Source organism: Methylobacterium tarhaniae (assembly GCF_001043955.1).
GTDB lineage: Bacteria > Pseudomonadota > Alphaproteobacteria > Rhizobiales > Beijerinckiaceae > Methylobacterium > Methylobacterium tarhaniae.
Map to the genome: position 1 here is coordinate 1 of NZ_LABZ01000134.1, position 15,852 is coordinate 15,852.

Sequence of the window (15,852 nt, forward strand, 5' to 3'; positions counted from 1 at the left end):
CCGAGTCCGGCCCATGGGCCGCGATGGTGCGCCGGAAGCCCTCGGCCACGGCGTCGAGCGCCTCGCCCCAGCTGGCCCGCCGCCCGGCGATCTCGGGATGCAGCACCCGGTCGTCGAGGGAGAGGGTTTCACCCAGAGCCGAGCCCTTGGAGCACAGCCGGCCGAAATTCGCCGGGTGCTGCGGATCGCCCGCGACGCTGGCGCCGCCCTGCCCGTCCGGCCGGGCGAGCACGCCGCAGCCGACGCCGCAATACGGGCAGGTGGTCCGGACGGGAGCGGCCTCGGGAGTGAGGGCCGGCACGTGCAGGTTCATCGCAGGAGCCTTTCGCCGGGCGTGGGTGGGGGCCGGTAGGTTTGGGCAAGCAAGGGGTGGGCCGCCGAGGGCAGCCTGCTCGACGAACCTGACACCCTCCGCGTCATTCCGGGGCCGCGCAGCGGGGCCCGGAATCCAGACACTCAGGTCGTTTCGAACGAGGCGAATGGCGCCCCGCCTGATCCGGAACCCTCCGCGCTTCTGGATCCCGGGCTCCGCTGCGCGGCCCCGGGATGACGCGGAGGGTGTCAACGCCGTCGAGGGGAGATGAACAGGGTCGCGGACGCCCTCAGTACACGTCCGCCTGATAGCGGTTCGCCTTCTTGAGCGCCGCCAGATAGGCCACAGCCTCGTCCGGGTTCTTGCCGCCGTGGGTCGCCGCCACGTCGATGATCGCCCGCTCGACGTCCTTGGCCATGCGCTTGGCGTCGCCGCAGACGTAGAAATGCGCGCCCTCCTCGAACCAGCGCCACAGCTCGCGGCCGTTCTCGCGCATCCGGTCCTGGACGTAGGTCTTCTCGCCCCCGTCCCGCGACCAGGCCAGCGACAGGCGGGTGAGCACGCCCTGGTCCTTCAGGCCTTGCAGCTCGTCGCGGTAGAAGAAGTCCGAAGCCTGGCGCTGGTGGCCGAAGAAGAGCCAGTTCTTGCCCGGGGCCTTGATGGCGGCGCGCTCGCGCAGGAAGGCGCGGAACGGCGCGATGCCGGTGCCGGGCCCGACCATGACGACCGGGGTCTCGGGATTTTCCGGCAGGCCGAAGCCGTGGGCTTTCTGGAGGTAGACCTTCACCTTGGCGGTCTCGGAGAGGCGCTCGCCGAGATGGGTCGAGGCGACGCCGAGGCGCAGGCGCGAGCGGTGGCTGTAGCGCACAGCATCGACGGTGAGCGAGACCCGGCCCGGATCGGCCTTGGGCGAGGACGAGATCGAGTAGAGCCGCGGCTGCAGCTCGTCGAGGGCCTCCAGGAAGACCTCGGCGTCGGGCCGGGCGCCCGGGAACTTGTGGAGGGCGCCGAGCACGTCGAGCCAGGCCGAATCGCCGTCCGGGTCCTCGCCGGCGCTGAGCGCCTGGGCCTTCTTGCGCTGCGCGCCGGAGGTGAGGAGCGAGAGGAGCTGGAAGAGCCCGTCCGGCGCGGAGCCGAGGGAGTAGTTGGTGAGCAGGTGCTCGCGCAGGGTCTTCTCGCCGAGCTTGGTGGCGATGACCCGCTCCGGCCGGGCACCGAGCTCGGCAATGACCGCGTCCGCCAAGGCCGGGGCGTTGGCCGGGAAGAGACCGAGGGAATCGCCGACCACGTAGTCGATGCCGGTGCCGGCGAGGTCGATCTCGATGTGCCAGGTTTCCTTCTCGCCGCCGGGCGCGTTGAGGCGGCGCCGGGACAGGAAGACCGCCTCGGCCGGGTTCTCGCGGCACAGGCCGTAGGGGCCGACCGGGGCCTCCGCCTTCGGGGCGTCGTCGGACGCGGCGGAAGCGGCGCCCGCGGGCGCCGCCGTGCCGAACTCCGCCTCCAGCTTCTTCAGCATCCGGAGCGTCTCCTTGCCGCCCGGCTGGCAGAGGTTCAGGCGCTCCTCCTTCTTGAGGAAGAGGGCGTTGGCGTAGTCGGCGCAATTGTAGCCGCACTGGCCGCAATCCTGCTGGGCCATGGCGGCCATCAGCTTCTGCGGCTCGGACCGGTCCTTCGCCAGGGACATGCGGTCGTCGAGGGGCATCGACGGGTCGTGCCAGGGCGCGTCGCCATTGTCGGCGAGGGCCGGACCGCCGGGCGCCTCGCCGGCCCCGAGGGCCGTGGCGCCCTCGACCGCCGGCCCGAGCAGGGCCGCGAAGTATCCCGACAGCCAGGCGCGCTGGTCGGTGTTGAAGGGGGCGGATTCGGGGATCAGGACGAGCGGGGGAGCGACGTGCTGGGTCATCGGGGGTTACCGGAGAAGAGTGGCGTTCCGCCGGTGATGCACCGGCCTTATCCTCTCCCCACAGCTCCCGGGCTCGCCTGGGAGCTGCAGGTGAGGAGCGAAGTCGGGCTTGCCCGACTTCGTTGCGGGGAGAGGAGATTGGCGACCTACTCGGCCGCCTCCAGCAGCCGCTCGCCGGCGAGCCCCTTCAGGGCCTCCGGCCCGCGGCGGGCGGTGTAGGCCTGGAAGCTCTCCTCCGGGCCGGTGCGGTGGCTGAGATAGTCGTTGAGCAGGGCCTCGACCCGGCCGGGGCAATCCTCGGCCTTCACGGCCTTCCAGATCTCGGTGCCGATCTTGGCCGCCTCGCCGAAGCCGCCGCCGACCACGATGTCGTAGCCCTCGACGGTGTCGCCCTCCTCGCTCACCGTCACCTTGGCGCCGATGAGGCCGATATCGCCGATATAGTGCTGGGCGCAGGAATGGTGGCAGCCGGTGAGGTGGACGTTCACCGGCACGTCGAGCCCCGGCACCGCCGCCTCGACATGGTCGGCGATGAGGAGCGCGTGGCCCTTGGTGTCGGCGGCGGCGAACTTGCAGCCGCGGTTGCCCGTGCAGGCGACGAGGCCGGCGCGGATGCTCGACGCCTTGGTGGAGAGCCCGAGCGCCGCGACGCGGGACTCGACCTCCGCCACCCGGTCGTCGGGCACGCCCGAGAAGAGAAAATTCTGCCACACGGTCAGGCGTATCTGGCCGTCGCCGCATTCCTGCGCGATCTTGGCGAGTGCCCGCATCTGGTCGGTGGTCATCTTGCCGACCGGCAGCACCACGCCGATCCAGTTGAGGCCCGGCTGAACCTGCTTGTGGACGCCGACATGGGCGTAGCGGTCGAAACCGCCGCGAGGCTTCACATGGGCCGGGTCGACCCGCTCCAGCTTGCGGCCGAGCTTCTCTTCCACCGCGGCGAGATACTTGTCGTAGCCCCAGGCATCGAGGACGTACTTCATCCGCGCCTTGTTGCGGTTGGTGCGGTCGCCATTCTCGATGAAGACCCGCAGGATCGCGTCGGCGACCGCGTTGCACTCCTTCGGCCGAAGCACCACGCCGGTGTCGCGGGCGATGTCGCGGTGGCCGGTGATGCCGCCGAGCACGAGACGCATCCAGATCCCCGGCTCGACCGCAGCGCCCTCCGTCACCTCGACCGCCTGGAAGCCGATGTCGTTGGTCTCCTCCAGCACCGGCAGCACGCCGCCGCCGTCGAAGGCGACGTTGAACTTGCGCGGCAGGCCGTAGAGCGAGCGGTCGTTGAGGATGTAGTTGTGCCAGGACCGGGCGAGCGGCCGCGTGTCGAGGAGTTCCTGTGCGTCGATGCCGGCGGTCGGCGAGCCGGTGACGTTGCGGATGTTGTCGGCGCCGGTCCCGCGGGCGGTGAGGCCGAGATCGACGAGCCCATCGAGGAAGGGCTGTCCGTGCTCGGGAGCAATCTCCCGCACCTGGAGGTTGGCGCGGGTCGTGACGTGGCTGTAGCCGCCGCCATGGGCATCGGCGAGGTCGGCGATGCCGGCGAACTGCCAGTGGTGCAGGATGCCGTTCGGGATCCGCAGGCGGCACATGTAGGAGTTCTGCGCCGGGGCGACCCAGAACAGGCCGTGATAGCGCCAGCGGAAATTGTCCTCCGGCTTCGGGGCCCTGCCGGTCTCCGCCTCGGCGATCAGCCGGTTATGGCCGTCGAAGGGGTTCTCGGCCCGCTTCCACTTCTCCTGGTCGGCGAGCTTGCCGCCGTTCTTCACGGTGCGGTCCTGCGCCTTGATGTGGATCGCATCCGGCCCGGTCGGTTCGGCGGGCGCGGCGGCGGCTCCGCCGCCGGCGAGGCCGCCGGTCATGCGGATTGCGGCGATGCCGTGGGAGAAGCCTTCGAGGTAGCGCTTCTGCTCGGCGTTGAAGTCGTCGGCCATCGCGGGCTCCTTCACGCTGCGAGGGATTGGGGGGCGGGACGCCCGAACATGAGATCGTCCCGGTCATCCGGGCCGAGGGTGTCGCCGGTGCGGATCAGGGCCTTGCACCAGCCCTGCTCGGCGACGTCGCCGACGAAGACCGCACCGATCAGCCGGTCGCCGTCGATCACGAGCTTGCGGTAGAGGCCGGCCGCGGGGTCGTTCCAGGTCACGGCCTCGGCGCCCTCCGGCACGTCGACCGCGCCGGCGGAGAAGACCGGCAGGCCGGAGACCTTCAGGCTCGTGGCGAGCGAGGTGCCGGCATAGGCCGCCGGCTCGCCGCAGAGATGGCGGGCCAGCACCTCGGCCTGCTCGTAGGCCGGCTCGACGAGGCCGTAGGTCTGGCCGCGGTGCTCGGCGCATTCGCCGAGGGCGTAGATGCCGGGGGCCGAGGTCGCCATCGTGTCGTCGACGCGGATGCCGCGGCCGACATCGAGGCCGGCGCTCGCCGCCAGCGCCGTCGAGGGGCGCACGCCGACGGACATCACCACGAGATCGGCCGGCAGCACCGTGCCGTCGGCGAGAACCAGGCGCTCGACCTTGCCGTCGCCCTCGACCGCGGCAGTATCGGCATTCAGGATCACCCGGACGCCGCGGGCCTCCATCGCCTCGCGCACCAGTCCGGCGGCGGCGTGGTCGAGCTGACGCTCCATCAGCCGGTCCATGACGTGCAGCAGCGTCGTGTCGACGCCGAGCCGCGCGAGGCCCACCGCCGCCTCGAGCCCGAGGAGGCCGCCGCCGATCACGATCGCCCTGGCGCCCGCCACCGCCGCCCGGCGGATCGCCGCCACGTCGGCGAGATCCCGGAAGGTGATGACGCCCGGAAGATCCATGCCGGGCTTCGGCAGCCGGATCGGCACCGAGCCGACCGCCAGGACGAGCTTGTCGTAAGGAAGCACCAGCCCCTCGCCGACCCGGACGATGCGCTCGGCTGTATCGATCGCGGTGGCGGGCGCGCCGGTGACGAGGGTGATGCCGTGATCGGAGTACCAGTCGAGGCCGCGGAAGGTGCAGGCCGCCTCGTCGACCTCGCCGCCGAGGAGCGACGACAGCAGCACCCGGTTATAGGCCGCCACCGGCTCGGCGCCGACGCAGGTGACGGCGTAGCGGCCGGGGGCGGCCTCGGTCAGCCGCTCCAGGAAGCGGAGCGAGGCCATGCCGTTGCCGATGACGACGAGGCGTTCCGTCATGGGATCAGGCCGCGATCGCGGGTTTGGCGTGACGGGCATAGAGGAATGCCAGCACTTCGGCCCGGGCATGGGTGTAGGTCGGGTCCTCGACGAGCTCCAGGCGCTTGCGCGGCCGGGCGAGCGGCACGGACAAGACTTCGCCGATCGTGGCCGAGGGGCCGTTCGTCATCATCACGATCCGGTCGGAGAGCAGGACCGCCTCGTCAACGTCGTGGGTGATCATGATAACGGTGTTCTTCAGCCGCAGGTGGATCTCCATCAGCTGATCTTGCAGGTGGGCCCGGGTCAGGGCGTCGAGGGCGCCGAAGGGCTCGTCCATCAGCAGCACCTTCGGCTCCATGGCGAGCGCCCGGGCGATGCCAACGCGCTGCTTCATGCCGCCCGAGATCTCGTGCGGGCGCTTCTCGGCGGCGTGGGCCATGTTGACGAGCGCGAGGTTGTGCTCGATCCAGTCGCGGCGCTCGGCCCGGCTCTTCTTCGCCTTCAGCACCTTGTCGACGGCGAGCGCCACGTTCTCGCGCACGGTGAGCCAGGGCAGGAGCGAGTGGTTCTGGAACACCACCGCCCGCTCGGGGCCGGGGCTGTTCACTTCCTTGCCGTCGAGGAGGACGCCGCCGGTGGAGGCCTTGAGCAGGCCCGCCACGATGTTGAGCACGGTCGACTTGCCGCAACCGGAATGGCCGATCAGCGAGACGAACTCGCCCTTCTCGATCTTCAGGTTGACGTCGCGCAGCACCTCCGTGGTGCGCCCGCCCCGGGTGAAGCTGATGCCGACCTGTTCGAGGCTGAGATGGGTCGAGTTGAGAGTGGTCATCTTGGGGCCTCCCTCAGGCCGTGGCGGTGCCGCGGGTGACGAGATGGCCGAGGCCGGCGACGAGGCGGTCGAGCACGAAGCCGATCACCCCGACATAGACCAGGGCCACGATGATCTCGCTGATATGCGAGGAGTTCCAGGCATCCCAGATGAAGAAGCCGATGCCGACGCCGCCGATCAGCATCTCCGCCGCCACGATGGCGAGCCAGGACAGGCCGACGCCGATGCGCAGACCGGTGAAGATGTACGGCGCCGCGGACGGCAGCATCACCTTGGCGAAGAACTCGAAGGCGTTGAGGCGCAGGACTGCGGCGACGTTGCGGTAGTCCTGCGGAATGTTGCGGATGCCGACCGCGGTGTTGATGATGATCGGCCAGATCGAGGTGATGAAGATCACGAAGATCGCCGAGGGCTGGCCGTCCCGGAACGCGGCGAGCGACAGCGGCAGCCAGGCGAGCGGCGGGATGGTGCGCAAGACCTGGAAGATCGGGTCGAGCCCGCGCATCGCCCATTCGGACTGGCCGACCAGGGTGCCGAGCATCACGCCGGCGATGACCGCCAGGGTGAAGCCGAGCGCCACGCGCTGGAGGCTGGCGCTGATGTGCCAGAACAGCCCCTTGTCGGTGCCGCCATTGTCGTAGAACGGATGGGCGATGATCTCCCACGCCTCCGTGACCACCCGGGAGGGCGGCGGCAGGCCGGCGCCGGGGCGCTGGCATAGGACCTCCCAGACGAGCAGGAAGACCGCCAGCACGACGAGCGGCGGCACGATCCGCAGCGCCAGGCCCTTGAGGGCGGCGCGGGTGACGAGAGGGGATTTTGCCCTCTCCGCCTTGGCGGCGCCGAGGCGCCCGAGGCTTAATCCGAGAGCCATCTCACGCCACCTTCTTGATGCCGAGGCTGTTGAGGTAGGCGGCGGGATCCGCCGGATCGAAGACCTTGCCGTCGAAGAAGGTCTCCTTGCCGCGGGAGGTCGAGGCCGGCGCCGTGACGCCCATGCCCTTCGCCACCTCGCGCCAGATATCCTCGCGGTTCACCTTCTCGATCAGCGCCTTGGTGTCGGTCTGGGGATCGAACTTGCCCCAGCGGATGTCCTCGGTGAGGAACCAGAGGTCGTGCGACTTGTACGGATACGAGGCGTCGTCGGCCCAGTACTTCATGATGTGCGGGCTGTTCGCGACCTTGCGGCCGTCGCCGTAATCGAACTCGCCCTTCATCCGCTTGACGACGTCGCTCGCCGGGACGTTGATCCACTGGCGCTTGGCGACGATGCCGGCCAGCTCGTCACGGTTCTCCGGCTTGTCGCACCATTGTTGCGCCTCCATCACGGCCGCGAGCAGCGCCTTGGCGGCATTCGGGTACTTGTCGACCCAGGACGCGCGCATGCCGAGCGCCTTCTCCGGGTGGTCCTTCCACAATTCGCCGGTGGTCAGCGCGGTGTAGCCGATGCCCTGCGTGATCAGCTGCTCGTTCCACGGCTCGCAGACGCAGAAGCAATCCATCGTGCCGACCTTCATGTTCGCCACCATCTGGGGCGGCGGCACGACGATGGTCTCGATGTCCTTGTCGGGATCGATGCCGCCGGCGGCGAGCCAGTAGCGGATCCAGAGGTCGTGGGTGCCGCCCGGGAAGGTCATCGCCGCCTTCACCGACTTGCCGGCGGCCTTCTTGCGCTCGAGCGCCGCCTTGAAGGGCCTGGCGTCGAGGGCGACCTTGTCGCCCATATGCTCCTTGGCGACCGAGATGCACTGGCCGGCGAGGTTGAGCCGGGCCAGGATGTACATCGGGACGGGCACGTTGTTCTGCGTCACCCGGCCGGCGCTGATCAGGTAGGGCATCGGGGTCAGGATGTGGGCGCCGTCGATGCCGTTGCCCTCCGAGCCGAGCACGAGGTTGTCGCGGGTGGTGCCCCAGGAGGCCTGCTTCAGCACCTCGACGTCGGGCATCCCGTGACGCGCGAAGATGCCCTTCTCCTTGGCGACGAAGAGCGGCGCAGCGTCGGTGAGCGCGATGAAGCCGAGCTTGGCGCCCTTCACCTCGGGCCCGGCTCCTTGCGCGAAGGCGCCGCCCGGCAGGGCCACGCGGGCCGCCGCCGCCAGCGACAGGGCGCCGGCCGCCCCCTTGAGGATGCCGCGACGCGTGGTGTGCTCAACGCTGCTCATCGATGACCTGCCCTCAAGCCGCTGCGCCGGGATGGCGCGAAGTCCGGTTCCGAACGCAAAAAAACCGCTGCCCAAGGTCTTCCGCCGGCCGCGCGGATGCGGGCCCACAGGGGAACTCGGGTCAGCGGCTCTGCTGACGGTCGATGCCCGTCGACGCTGACGGACGGGAATGAGGAGAGCAGGTTCCGTGCCAACTGGCCCGGGGCCTGTTCAAGTGGTTGAAATTGAAACGATTCGCAGCTTGGCCGGAGAGGGGGCAATCCTGGCCTGGCGCTGTGGTGCGATGCACAAATGATAGGCTGGACAGACGGGGAAATGGGCAGCACGTGCGATACCCAAGGGTTGCTCAGATTGAGGGCAAGCTCTCCCGGTCCGGTCCATTCGGCGAATTTCGTTCCCTCTGCGTCATCCCGGGGCCGCGCAGCGGAGCCCCGCATGACGCGCCGGATGTCCGATGTGGCGCGCCGGCGCTATGCCGCCGCCAGCAGGTCCGCCCGGTATAGTCCCGCCGCGTCGGCCGGCGTCCCCTCGACCTGACCCGCAGCCGCCATCTCCTCGACCATCCACCCGAGGGCGGCCTGGTCGGGGGTGAGTTCCGGCTCACCCAGCACGAGATAATCGGCGGCCTCGACCAGTTGTCCGCCTGGCGCGAGGCGCAGCGCCCCGGCCAAGCCCCGCAGGATCAGCGCCGGATCGAGGCCGAGGTGGCGCGGGGCGCCGAGCAGGGCGGCCAAGTCCCGGTGATGGGCCGGATCGCCGCACCAGCGGGCGGCCTGCTTCAAGGCGCGCAGCAGCGGGGCGGCGCGGTCCTCCATCTCGACGGGGAGAGCCAGCACCTTTTCCGGGCAACCCGGCGCGATCGCCGCGCCGAAGGCCGCGATGCGCCCGACGCCGGCCTCGACCGCGACGCTGCTCCAGGGCGCGCCGACGCAGAACCCGTCGATCCGGCCGCTCTCCAGGGCCGCGACGGTGCGGGGCGGCGGCACCACGACGAGGCGGATTGCGGCGAGCGAGCTGCCGCCGAGCGCCAGCAGGCGCCGCCACTGATAGGTGTGACTGGAATAGGGATGGACGGTGGCGAGCGTCAGCGGCCGCCCTTCCGCCGCCCGCGCCTCGGCGACGCGGGCGAGCGCCCGGGCGACATCGGCCAAGGCGTCGGATTCGGCATCGAGTGCCTGCCAGAGCGGCAGCGACAGAGTCACGGCGTTGCCGTTGCGGGCGAGCGCCGCCGGCGCGATCAGGCGGGCCTGCGGTCCGCTGAGCCCTAAATGGCAGGCGAGGGCCAATGGCGCCAGCATGTGGGCGCCGTCGAGGAGGCCGAGGGCGAGGCGGTCGCGCAAGGTCGCCCAGGAGGGCTCGGCCACCAGGTCCACCTCGAGCCCCTCCCCCGCCGTGAAGCCGCGCTCCACCGCCGCGATCAGCACCGCGGCGTCGGTGAGCGGGACGTAGCCGAGTTGCAGCCTCATCCGAGCAGGTCCGCGGCGGTGACGATGGCGCGGGCGATGTCGACGATCTTGCGCTTCTCGTTCATGGCCTTGCGCCGGAGCTGCTTGTAGGCCTCGTCCTCGGTCAGGCCCTTGGCGCTCATCAGGATGCCCTTGGCGCGCTCGATCAGCTTGCGGTCGGCCAGCTCGCTCTTCGCCTCGGTCAGCTCGCGCTGGAGCCGCGCGAAGGCGTTGAAGCGCAGGATCGCGATCTCGATGATCGGCTTGATCCGCTCGGCCCGCAGCCCGTCGACGATGTAGGCCGAGATGCCGGCATCCACCGCCGCCTGCATCATCGGCGCGTCGGTGCGGTCGACGAACATCGCCACCGGCCGTTCGACCAGGCGCGAGACGCCGAACATCTGCTCCAGGAGGTCGCGGCTCGGGCTCTCGAGGTGGATCACCACCACGTCGGGCGAGAGGGCGGAGAGGCGGTCGAGGAGGTCGGCGGTGTCGGGGATGACCACCACCCGGGCGCCCTCGACGGCGCGCAGGCCCTCCTCCAGGATCGCGGCCCGGGCGCGGCTCGGATCGACGACGGCGATCGTCAGGGGCTCGCCCGGGGACGGGGCGGGAGCGGCCGGGGAAGAAGTCGCGCGGTCGGGCATGTCGGCGGCGGATCACGCAAGTTTTGGGCCTCGCGGGCGGCGGTCCCGCCCGGCTCGCGCCGGAGACCGGCGCGGCTGCCCTTACCCCAGGGAGAGCCCCGTGGGGAGGGGCCCAGATGGGGAGTATGGGCGCCCGAAAGCCGTCCGGAGGGCTGCCGCCCCGCCATCGCCCCCCGACACGAAAGCGCAAAGAAACGGCCCCGCTTCGGCCCGAATGCCACGCTTCATTCCGGCATCGATCGGCGGGGAGGTTCGGATGCGGCAGAACGGGCGGATGCGCAAGCCGGCGGAGACGAGCGCCATCGGAAGCCTGCCCGGGGCCTCGCGGGGCTACCTGCCGCTCCTGCCCACCGCCTGCGTCGCGGTCTGCCTGGCGGCGGGCTCGCTCTACTGGCGCGGGGCGCCGCCGCGGGCGCCGGAGGGTCACGTCGCGGCGATGCAGCCGTTGCCTCCCGGCGCGGACCTGTTCCGCATCGTCCCGGACGGCGAGGGACGGATGCGGGCGCCCTACCCGCTCGAATTCGAGCAGCAATTCCCCCTGATCGCCAGCCTGCCGGCCGAGGCCGCCGCACCGTTCCTGCCGACCGCCGAGGCCAAGGACGAGGGCAAGTTCGACGGCAAGCCCGAGGGCAAGGCGCCCCGCCGTGCGGCGGCGCATCGTCCCCGGACGGTCCCGTCCCTCGCCGGCCTGCGCCCGCCGGCGCGGCCCGAGGCGCTCAAGGCCGCCAGGGTCGTGGCTGACAAGGCCCCGGCGGAGAGGAACACCGCCGAGCCGGCGACCCGCACGGCGAGCACCGGGGCCGAGCCGGAGCGTCCCCTGCCCTGGCTGCCCTTCGCGCCGACCGGCCGGCTGGTGACCCAGACCATGGCGGCCCTCGGCACTGGCGTCACCGATGCCGGCGCGGCGATGATCGACCTCATCGACCGCCGGCGCTGAACACGGATCCATAAGGCTCGGGTTGGACCGAAGGGGAGGTCGCTCTAGCTAAGGCGTCACGGCTCTGTTCGGGACGCATCATGGCGTTGCTCATCGAGGATTACGCGCTCGTCGGCGACGGGCGCAGTGCGGCATTGATCGGGCGCGACGGCAGCGTGGATTGGCTGTGCTGGCCGCGGTTCGATGCGTCCGCCTGCTTCGCGGCCCTGCTCGGCACCCGCGAGGATCACGGCCACTGGCGCATCGCGCCGGCCGGCGAAGCGACGAGCACCCGCCGCTACCGCGAGAACACGCTGGTGCTGGAGACCACGCACGAGACCGCCGAGGGCGCGGTGCGGGTGATCGACTACATGCCGGTCGAGGACGGCACGCACCTCGTGCGCCTCGTCGAGGGCTTGCGCGGCCGGGTGGCGATGCGCATGAACCTGGTGGTGCGCTTCGATTACGGCTCGGCCGTCCCCTGGGTGTCGCGCAGCGAGAACGACGACCTCAGGGCCATTGCCGGGCCGAACAAGCTGGTCCTGCGCACCCGCGCCCCGCTCAAGGGCGTCGGCCAGACCACGGTGTCGGACTTCACGGTCGAGGCCGGGCAGAGCGTCGCCTTCGTGCTGAGCTACGGGCTCTCGCACGAGGAGGATCCGCCGCCGATCGAGCCGCGCAAGATGCTGGCCTCCACCACCGCCTGGTGGCGCTCCTGGTGCCGGCGCTGCCAGGGCGGCACGCCCTGGGACGACGTGCTGACCCGCTCGCTCCTGACGCTCAAGGCGCTGATCTACCGGCCGACCGGCGGCATCGTGGCGGCGCCCACGACCTCGCTGCCCGAGGAGATCGGCGGCGTGCGCAACTGGGATTACCGGTTCTGCTGGCTGCGCGATTCCACCTTCACGCTGCTGGCGCTGATGGATGCGGGCTACATCGACGAGGCCCGGGCCTGGCGCGACTGGCTCACCCGGGCGGTGGCGGGCAGCCCGGAGCAGGCCCACATCCTCTACGGCATCGCCGGCGAGCGCCTGCTGCCCGAAATCGAAGTCGACTGGCTGCCCGGCTACGAGGGCTCGCGGCCGGTGCGGATCGGCAACGCCGCCTCCCAGCAATTCCAGCTCGACGTCTACGGCGAGTTGTTCGACGCCCTGTTCCAGGCCCACCAGCGCGGCATGCTGGCCGACGAATCCGGCGTGCGGGTCGGCCGCGCCCTGCTCGATCACCTGGAGCGGGTCTGGCGCGAGCCCGACGAGGGCATCTGGGAGGTGCGCGGCGGGCGCAAGCACTTCGTCCACTCGAAGGTGATGGCCTGGGTCGCCTTCGACCGGGCGATCCGGTTCTACGAGGACCATGCCGCGAACGAGCCGACCGCCGGCGACCTCGAGGCCGTCCGGCGCTGGCGCGGCGTGCGCGACGAGATCCACCGCGAGGTGTGCGAGAAGGGCTTCGACCCCGAGCTCAACAGCTTCGTGCAGTATTACGGCGCCAAGGACCTCGACGCGAGCCTGCTGCTCATCGCCCATATGGGCTTCCTGCCCCAGAACGACCCGCGGGTCGTCGGCACCGTCGCGGCGATCGGCCGCGACCTGATGCACGAGGGCTTCATCCTCCGCTACGACACGCACGGCCAGACGACGGACGGCCTGCCCGCCGGCGAGGGTGCCTTCCTGCCGTGCAGCTTCTGGTACGCGGACAACCTGATCGGCCTCGGCCGGCGCGAGGAGGCCCGCGCCCTGATCGAGCGGCTGCTCGCCCTGTGCAACGATGTCGGGCTGCTCGCCGAGGAGTACGATCCGGTGCGCAAGCGCCAGGTCGGCAACTTTCCGCAGGCGTTCAGCCATGTCGCGCTCGTCAACACGCTTCTGAACTTCAGTCGGGCGATCGGACCCGCTAAGGAGCGCGGCGGAGACCCGGACGCCTCGGGTCATCCGGGCGAGCGGCCCGTGATGCCCCCGCAGGCGGCCGAGAGCCCCGCGACCTGAACCGGTCGCGAGGCCCCGACCCTTCATCGAGACGACGAGGCCCCGAAGATGAGCGCAGCCGACACCAAGCCGAAGGCCGGCACCAGCGAGATCGACCAGCGCAGCATCGACACGATCCGCACGCTGACGATCGATGCCGTGCAGAAGGCCAATTCCGGCCATGCCGGCGCGCCGCTGGGCCTCGCCCCGGTCGCCTTCACCCTGTGGAACCACTATCTCCGCTACGACCCGGCGAACCCGCACTGGCCCAACCGCGACCGCTTCGTGCTCTCGGTCGGCCACGCCTCGATGCTGCTCTACAGCCTGCTCCACCTCGCCGAGGTCGCGGAGAAGGACGGAGGCAATGCCCCGGCGGTGAGCCTGGAGGACATCAAGAAGTTCCGCCAGCTCGACAGCCGCACCCCGGGCCACCCGGAATACCACTTCACCACCGGCGTCGAGGTCACGACCGGGCCGCTCGGCCAGGGCGTCGCCAACTCCGTCGGCATGGCGATGGGCGCGCGCTTCCTCGGCGAGCGGCTGGCCCATGGCGACCGGCCGCTCTTCGACTTCAACGTCTACGCCCTGTGCAGCGACGGCGACCTGATGGAGGGCGTCTCGGCCGAGGCGGCCTCGCTCGCCGGGCACCTGCGCCTGTCGAACCTGTGCTGGATCTACGACAACAACACCATCACCATCGAGGGCCATACCGACCTCGCCTTCAGCGAGGAGGTCGCCGCCCGCTTCCTGGCCTATGGCTGGCAGGTGCTGCGCGTCGCCGATGCCAACGACACGGTGGCGGTGTCCCACGCCATCGAGACCTTCCTGCAATCGGGCGACCGGCCGACGCTGATCATCGTCAACTCGGTGATCGGCTACGGCGCGCCGACCAAGCAGGGTACCCCGAAGGCCCATTCGGACGCGCTCGGCGTCGACGAGGTCAAGGGCGCCAAGCGCGCCTATGGCTGGCCGGAGGATTCCCAGTTCCTGGTGCCGGACGGCGTCTACGACAATTTCCGCAACGGCATCGGCGCCCGCGGCAAGGCCCTGCGCGAGGAGTGGCTGGCGCTGGTCGAAGAGGTGAAGGCGGAGGATGCCGCCCTCGCCAAGGACCTCGCCACCTATCTCGACGGCGGCCTGCCGGAGGGCTGGGATGCCGACATCCCGGTCTTCCCGGCCGACGCCAAGGGCCTCGCGACCCGTGAATCCTCCGGCAAGGTGCTCAACGCCATCGCGAACCGGGTGCCGTGGCTGCTCGGCGGCTCGGCCGACCTCGCGCCGTCGAACAAGACCAAGCTCGAGAGCGAAGAGGCCGGCACCCTCGGGCCGTTCACCCCGGGCGGGCGCAACATCCATTTCGGCGTGCGCGAGCACGCGATGGGGTCGATCGTCAACGGCCTCGGCCTCGTGGGCTTACGCGCCTACGGCGCGACCTTCCTGGTCTTCTCCGACTACATGCGGCCGCCGATCCGGCTCGCCGCCCTGATGGAGCTGCCGGTCTTCCACGTCTTCACGCACGATTCGATCGGCGTGGGCGAGGACGGGCCGACCCACCAGCCGGTGGAGCACCTGCTGGCGCTCCGCGCGATTCCCGGCCTCGTGACCTTCCGGCCGGCCGACGCCAACGAGGTGGCGGAAGCCTATCGCGTCATCATGCAGCTGAAGCACCAGCCGGCGGTGCTGGCGCTCAGCCGCCAGCCGCTGCCGACCGTCGACCGCCAGACGTACGCGCCGGCCTCCGGCACCGCCAAGGGCGCCTACGTGCTGGCCGGGGCCGACGAGGCGAAGCCGGACCTGATCCTGATCGGTACCGGCTCCGAGGTGCAGCTCTGCCTCGGCGCCTACGAGACCCTGAAGGCCGAGGGCGTGAAGGCCCGCGTGGTGTCGATGCCGTCCTGGGACCTGTTCGAGCAGCAGGACGAGGCTTACCGCAACAGCGTGCTGCCGCCCGAGGTGACGGCACGCGTCGCGGTCGAGCAGGGCTCGGTGATCGGCTGGGACCGCTATACCGGCAGCGCCGGCACGATCCTGGGCATGCACACCTTCGGCTCCTCGGCGCCGATCAAGGACCTGCAGACCAAGTTCGGCTTCACGCCGGAGAAGGTGCTGGAGGCCGCCCGCGCCCAGCTGGCGAAGACGAAGGGCTGAGAAACGTGTGAAGCCCGCCGGCGATGTCCGGCGGGCTTCACACCCTCCATGATCATCCCGGCCCTCACTGGCGGCGAGAACCCAGGATCCGTAGCCGCCGACGACGCCGGATGAAGCGGGATGAAGCGGGATGCGCTTCTCTTGCTATCGGGGCTTCGTACCATCGGCCCAGGATGCTGATGCATCGATTCGATCTCGGGCAGGCCCGAGCATCAACCTCGATCTCGGGCAGGCCCGAGATCGACGGGGCCGATGACCCCTCTCGAATGTTCGACGCCAAGCCCAGACGTCCGAGACCTTGGGCTTGGCGAAAATTCGAGAACGGAACCAAAGGTCGTTGTCTTTCGACCGTTGGTATGAGGCCCGAAATCCCATCGACT

11 protein-coding genes and 1 pseudogene are annotated in these 15,852 nt (G+C 70.4%); 3 read left to right on the forward strand and 9 right to left on the reverse strand.

From position 1 onward, the window contains the following. From VQ03_RS19005 to VQ03_RS19045, 9 genes and pseudogenes are all read right to left on the reverse strand, one after another. Positions 1-313, reverse strand: a pseudogene (locus VQ03_RS19005) (nitrate reductase); the annotation flags it as partial. 289 nt (positions 314-602) lie between these two features. Further along, positions 603-2,216, reverse strand: a complete 1,614-nt coding sequence (locus VQ03_RS19010; protein ID WP_048452468.1) for a sulfite reductase subunit alpha — start codon at positions 2,214-2,216, stop codon at positions 603-605. A gap of 146 nt (positions 2,217-2,362) precedes the next feature. Continuing rightward, a complete protein-coding gene (locus VQ03_RS19015; protein WP_048452469.1) occupies positions 2,363-4,147 on the reverse strand; it encodes a NirA family protein in 1,785 nt (594 codons plus the stop codon). A gap of 11 nt (positions 4,148-4,158) precedes the next feature. Beyond that, complete coding sequence (locus VQ03_RS19020; protein WP_053078659.1) at positions 4,159-5,376, reverse strand: NAD(P)/FAD-dependent oxidoreductase; 1,218 nt, start codon at positions 5,374-5,376, stop codon at positions 4,159-4,161. Between the two features lie 4 nt (positions 5,377-5,380). Beyond that, positions 5,381-6,190: an ABC transporter ATP-binding protein gene (locus tag VQ03_RS19025; protein ID WP_048452470.1), complete on the reverse strand. Its 810-nt coding sequence runs from the start codon at positions 6,188-6,190 to the stop codon at positions 5,381-5,383. A gap of 13 nt (positions 6,191-6,203) precedes the next feature. After that, positions 6,204-7,064: a nitrate ABC transporter permease gene (gene ntrB, locus VQ03_RS19030; RefSeq protein WP_048452471.1), complete on the reverse strand. Its 861-nt coding sequence runs from the start codon at positions 7,062-7,064 to the stop codon at positions 6,204-6,206. A gap of 1 nt (position 7,065) precedes the next feature. Then, positions 7,066-8,352 carry a CmpA/NrtA family ABC transporter substrate-binding protein gene (locus tag VQ03_RS19035; RefSeq protein WP_048452472.1) on the reverse strand — a complete coding sequence of 429 codons (1,287 nt, stop codon included), beginning with the start codon at positions 8,350-8,352 and terminating at the stop codon, positions 7,066-7,068. Between the two features lie 470 nt (positions 8,353-8,822). Further along, positions 8,823-9,818: a CmpA/NrtA family ABC transporter substrate-binding protein gene (locus tag VQ03_RS19040; RefSeq protein WP_048452473.1), complete on the reverse strand. Its 996-nt coding sequence runs from the start codon at positions 9,816-9,818 to the stop codon at positions 8,823-8,825. Continuing rightward, complete coding sequence (locus tag VQ03_RS19045) at positions 9,815-10,444, reverse strand: ANTAR domain-containing response regulator (protein ID WP_048452474.1); 630 nt, start codon at positions 10,442-10,444, stop codon at positions 9,815-9,817. The genes VQ03_RS19040 and VQ03_RS19045 overlap by 4 nt, the downstream gene beginning before the upstream one ends. A 256-nt stretch (positions 10,445-10,700) precedes the next feature. Between VQ03_RS19045 and VQ03_RS19050 the strand changes: the two genes are divergently transcribed. The 3 genes from VQ03_RS19050 to tkt all read left to right on the forward strand — a co-directional run bounded on the left by VQ03_RS19050 (position 10,701) and on the right by tkt (position 15,472). Further along, the gene (locus tag VQ03_RS19050; protein WP_048452475.1) at positions 10,701-11,381 is read left to right on the forward strand and encodes a hypothetical protein; all 681 of its coding nucleotides are present in this window, start codon (positions 10,701-10,703) and stop codon (positions 11,379-11,381) included. Positions 11,382-11,461: 80 nt separating this feature from the next. Next, entirely contained in the window at positions 11,462-13,345 is a 1,884-nt protein-coding gene (locus tag VQ03_RS19055) for a glycoside hydrolase family 15 protein (protein WP_048452476.1), read from the forward strand. A gap of 48 nt (positions 13,346-13,393) precedes the next feature. Continuing rightward, positions 13,394-15,472 carry a transketolase gene (gene tkt / locus VQ03_RS19060; protein ID WP_048452477.1) on the forward strand — a complete coding sequence of 693 codons (2,079 nt, stop codon included), beginning with the start codon at positions 13,394-13,396 and terminating at the stop codon, positions 15,470-15,472. The last annotated feature ends 380 nt before the right edge of the window (positions 15,473-15,852 follow it).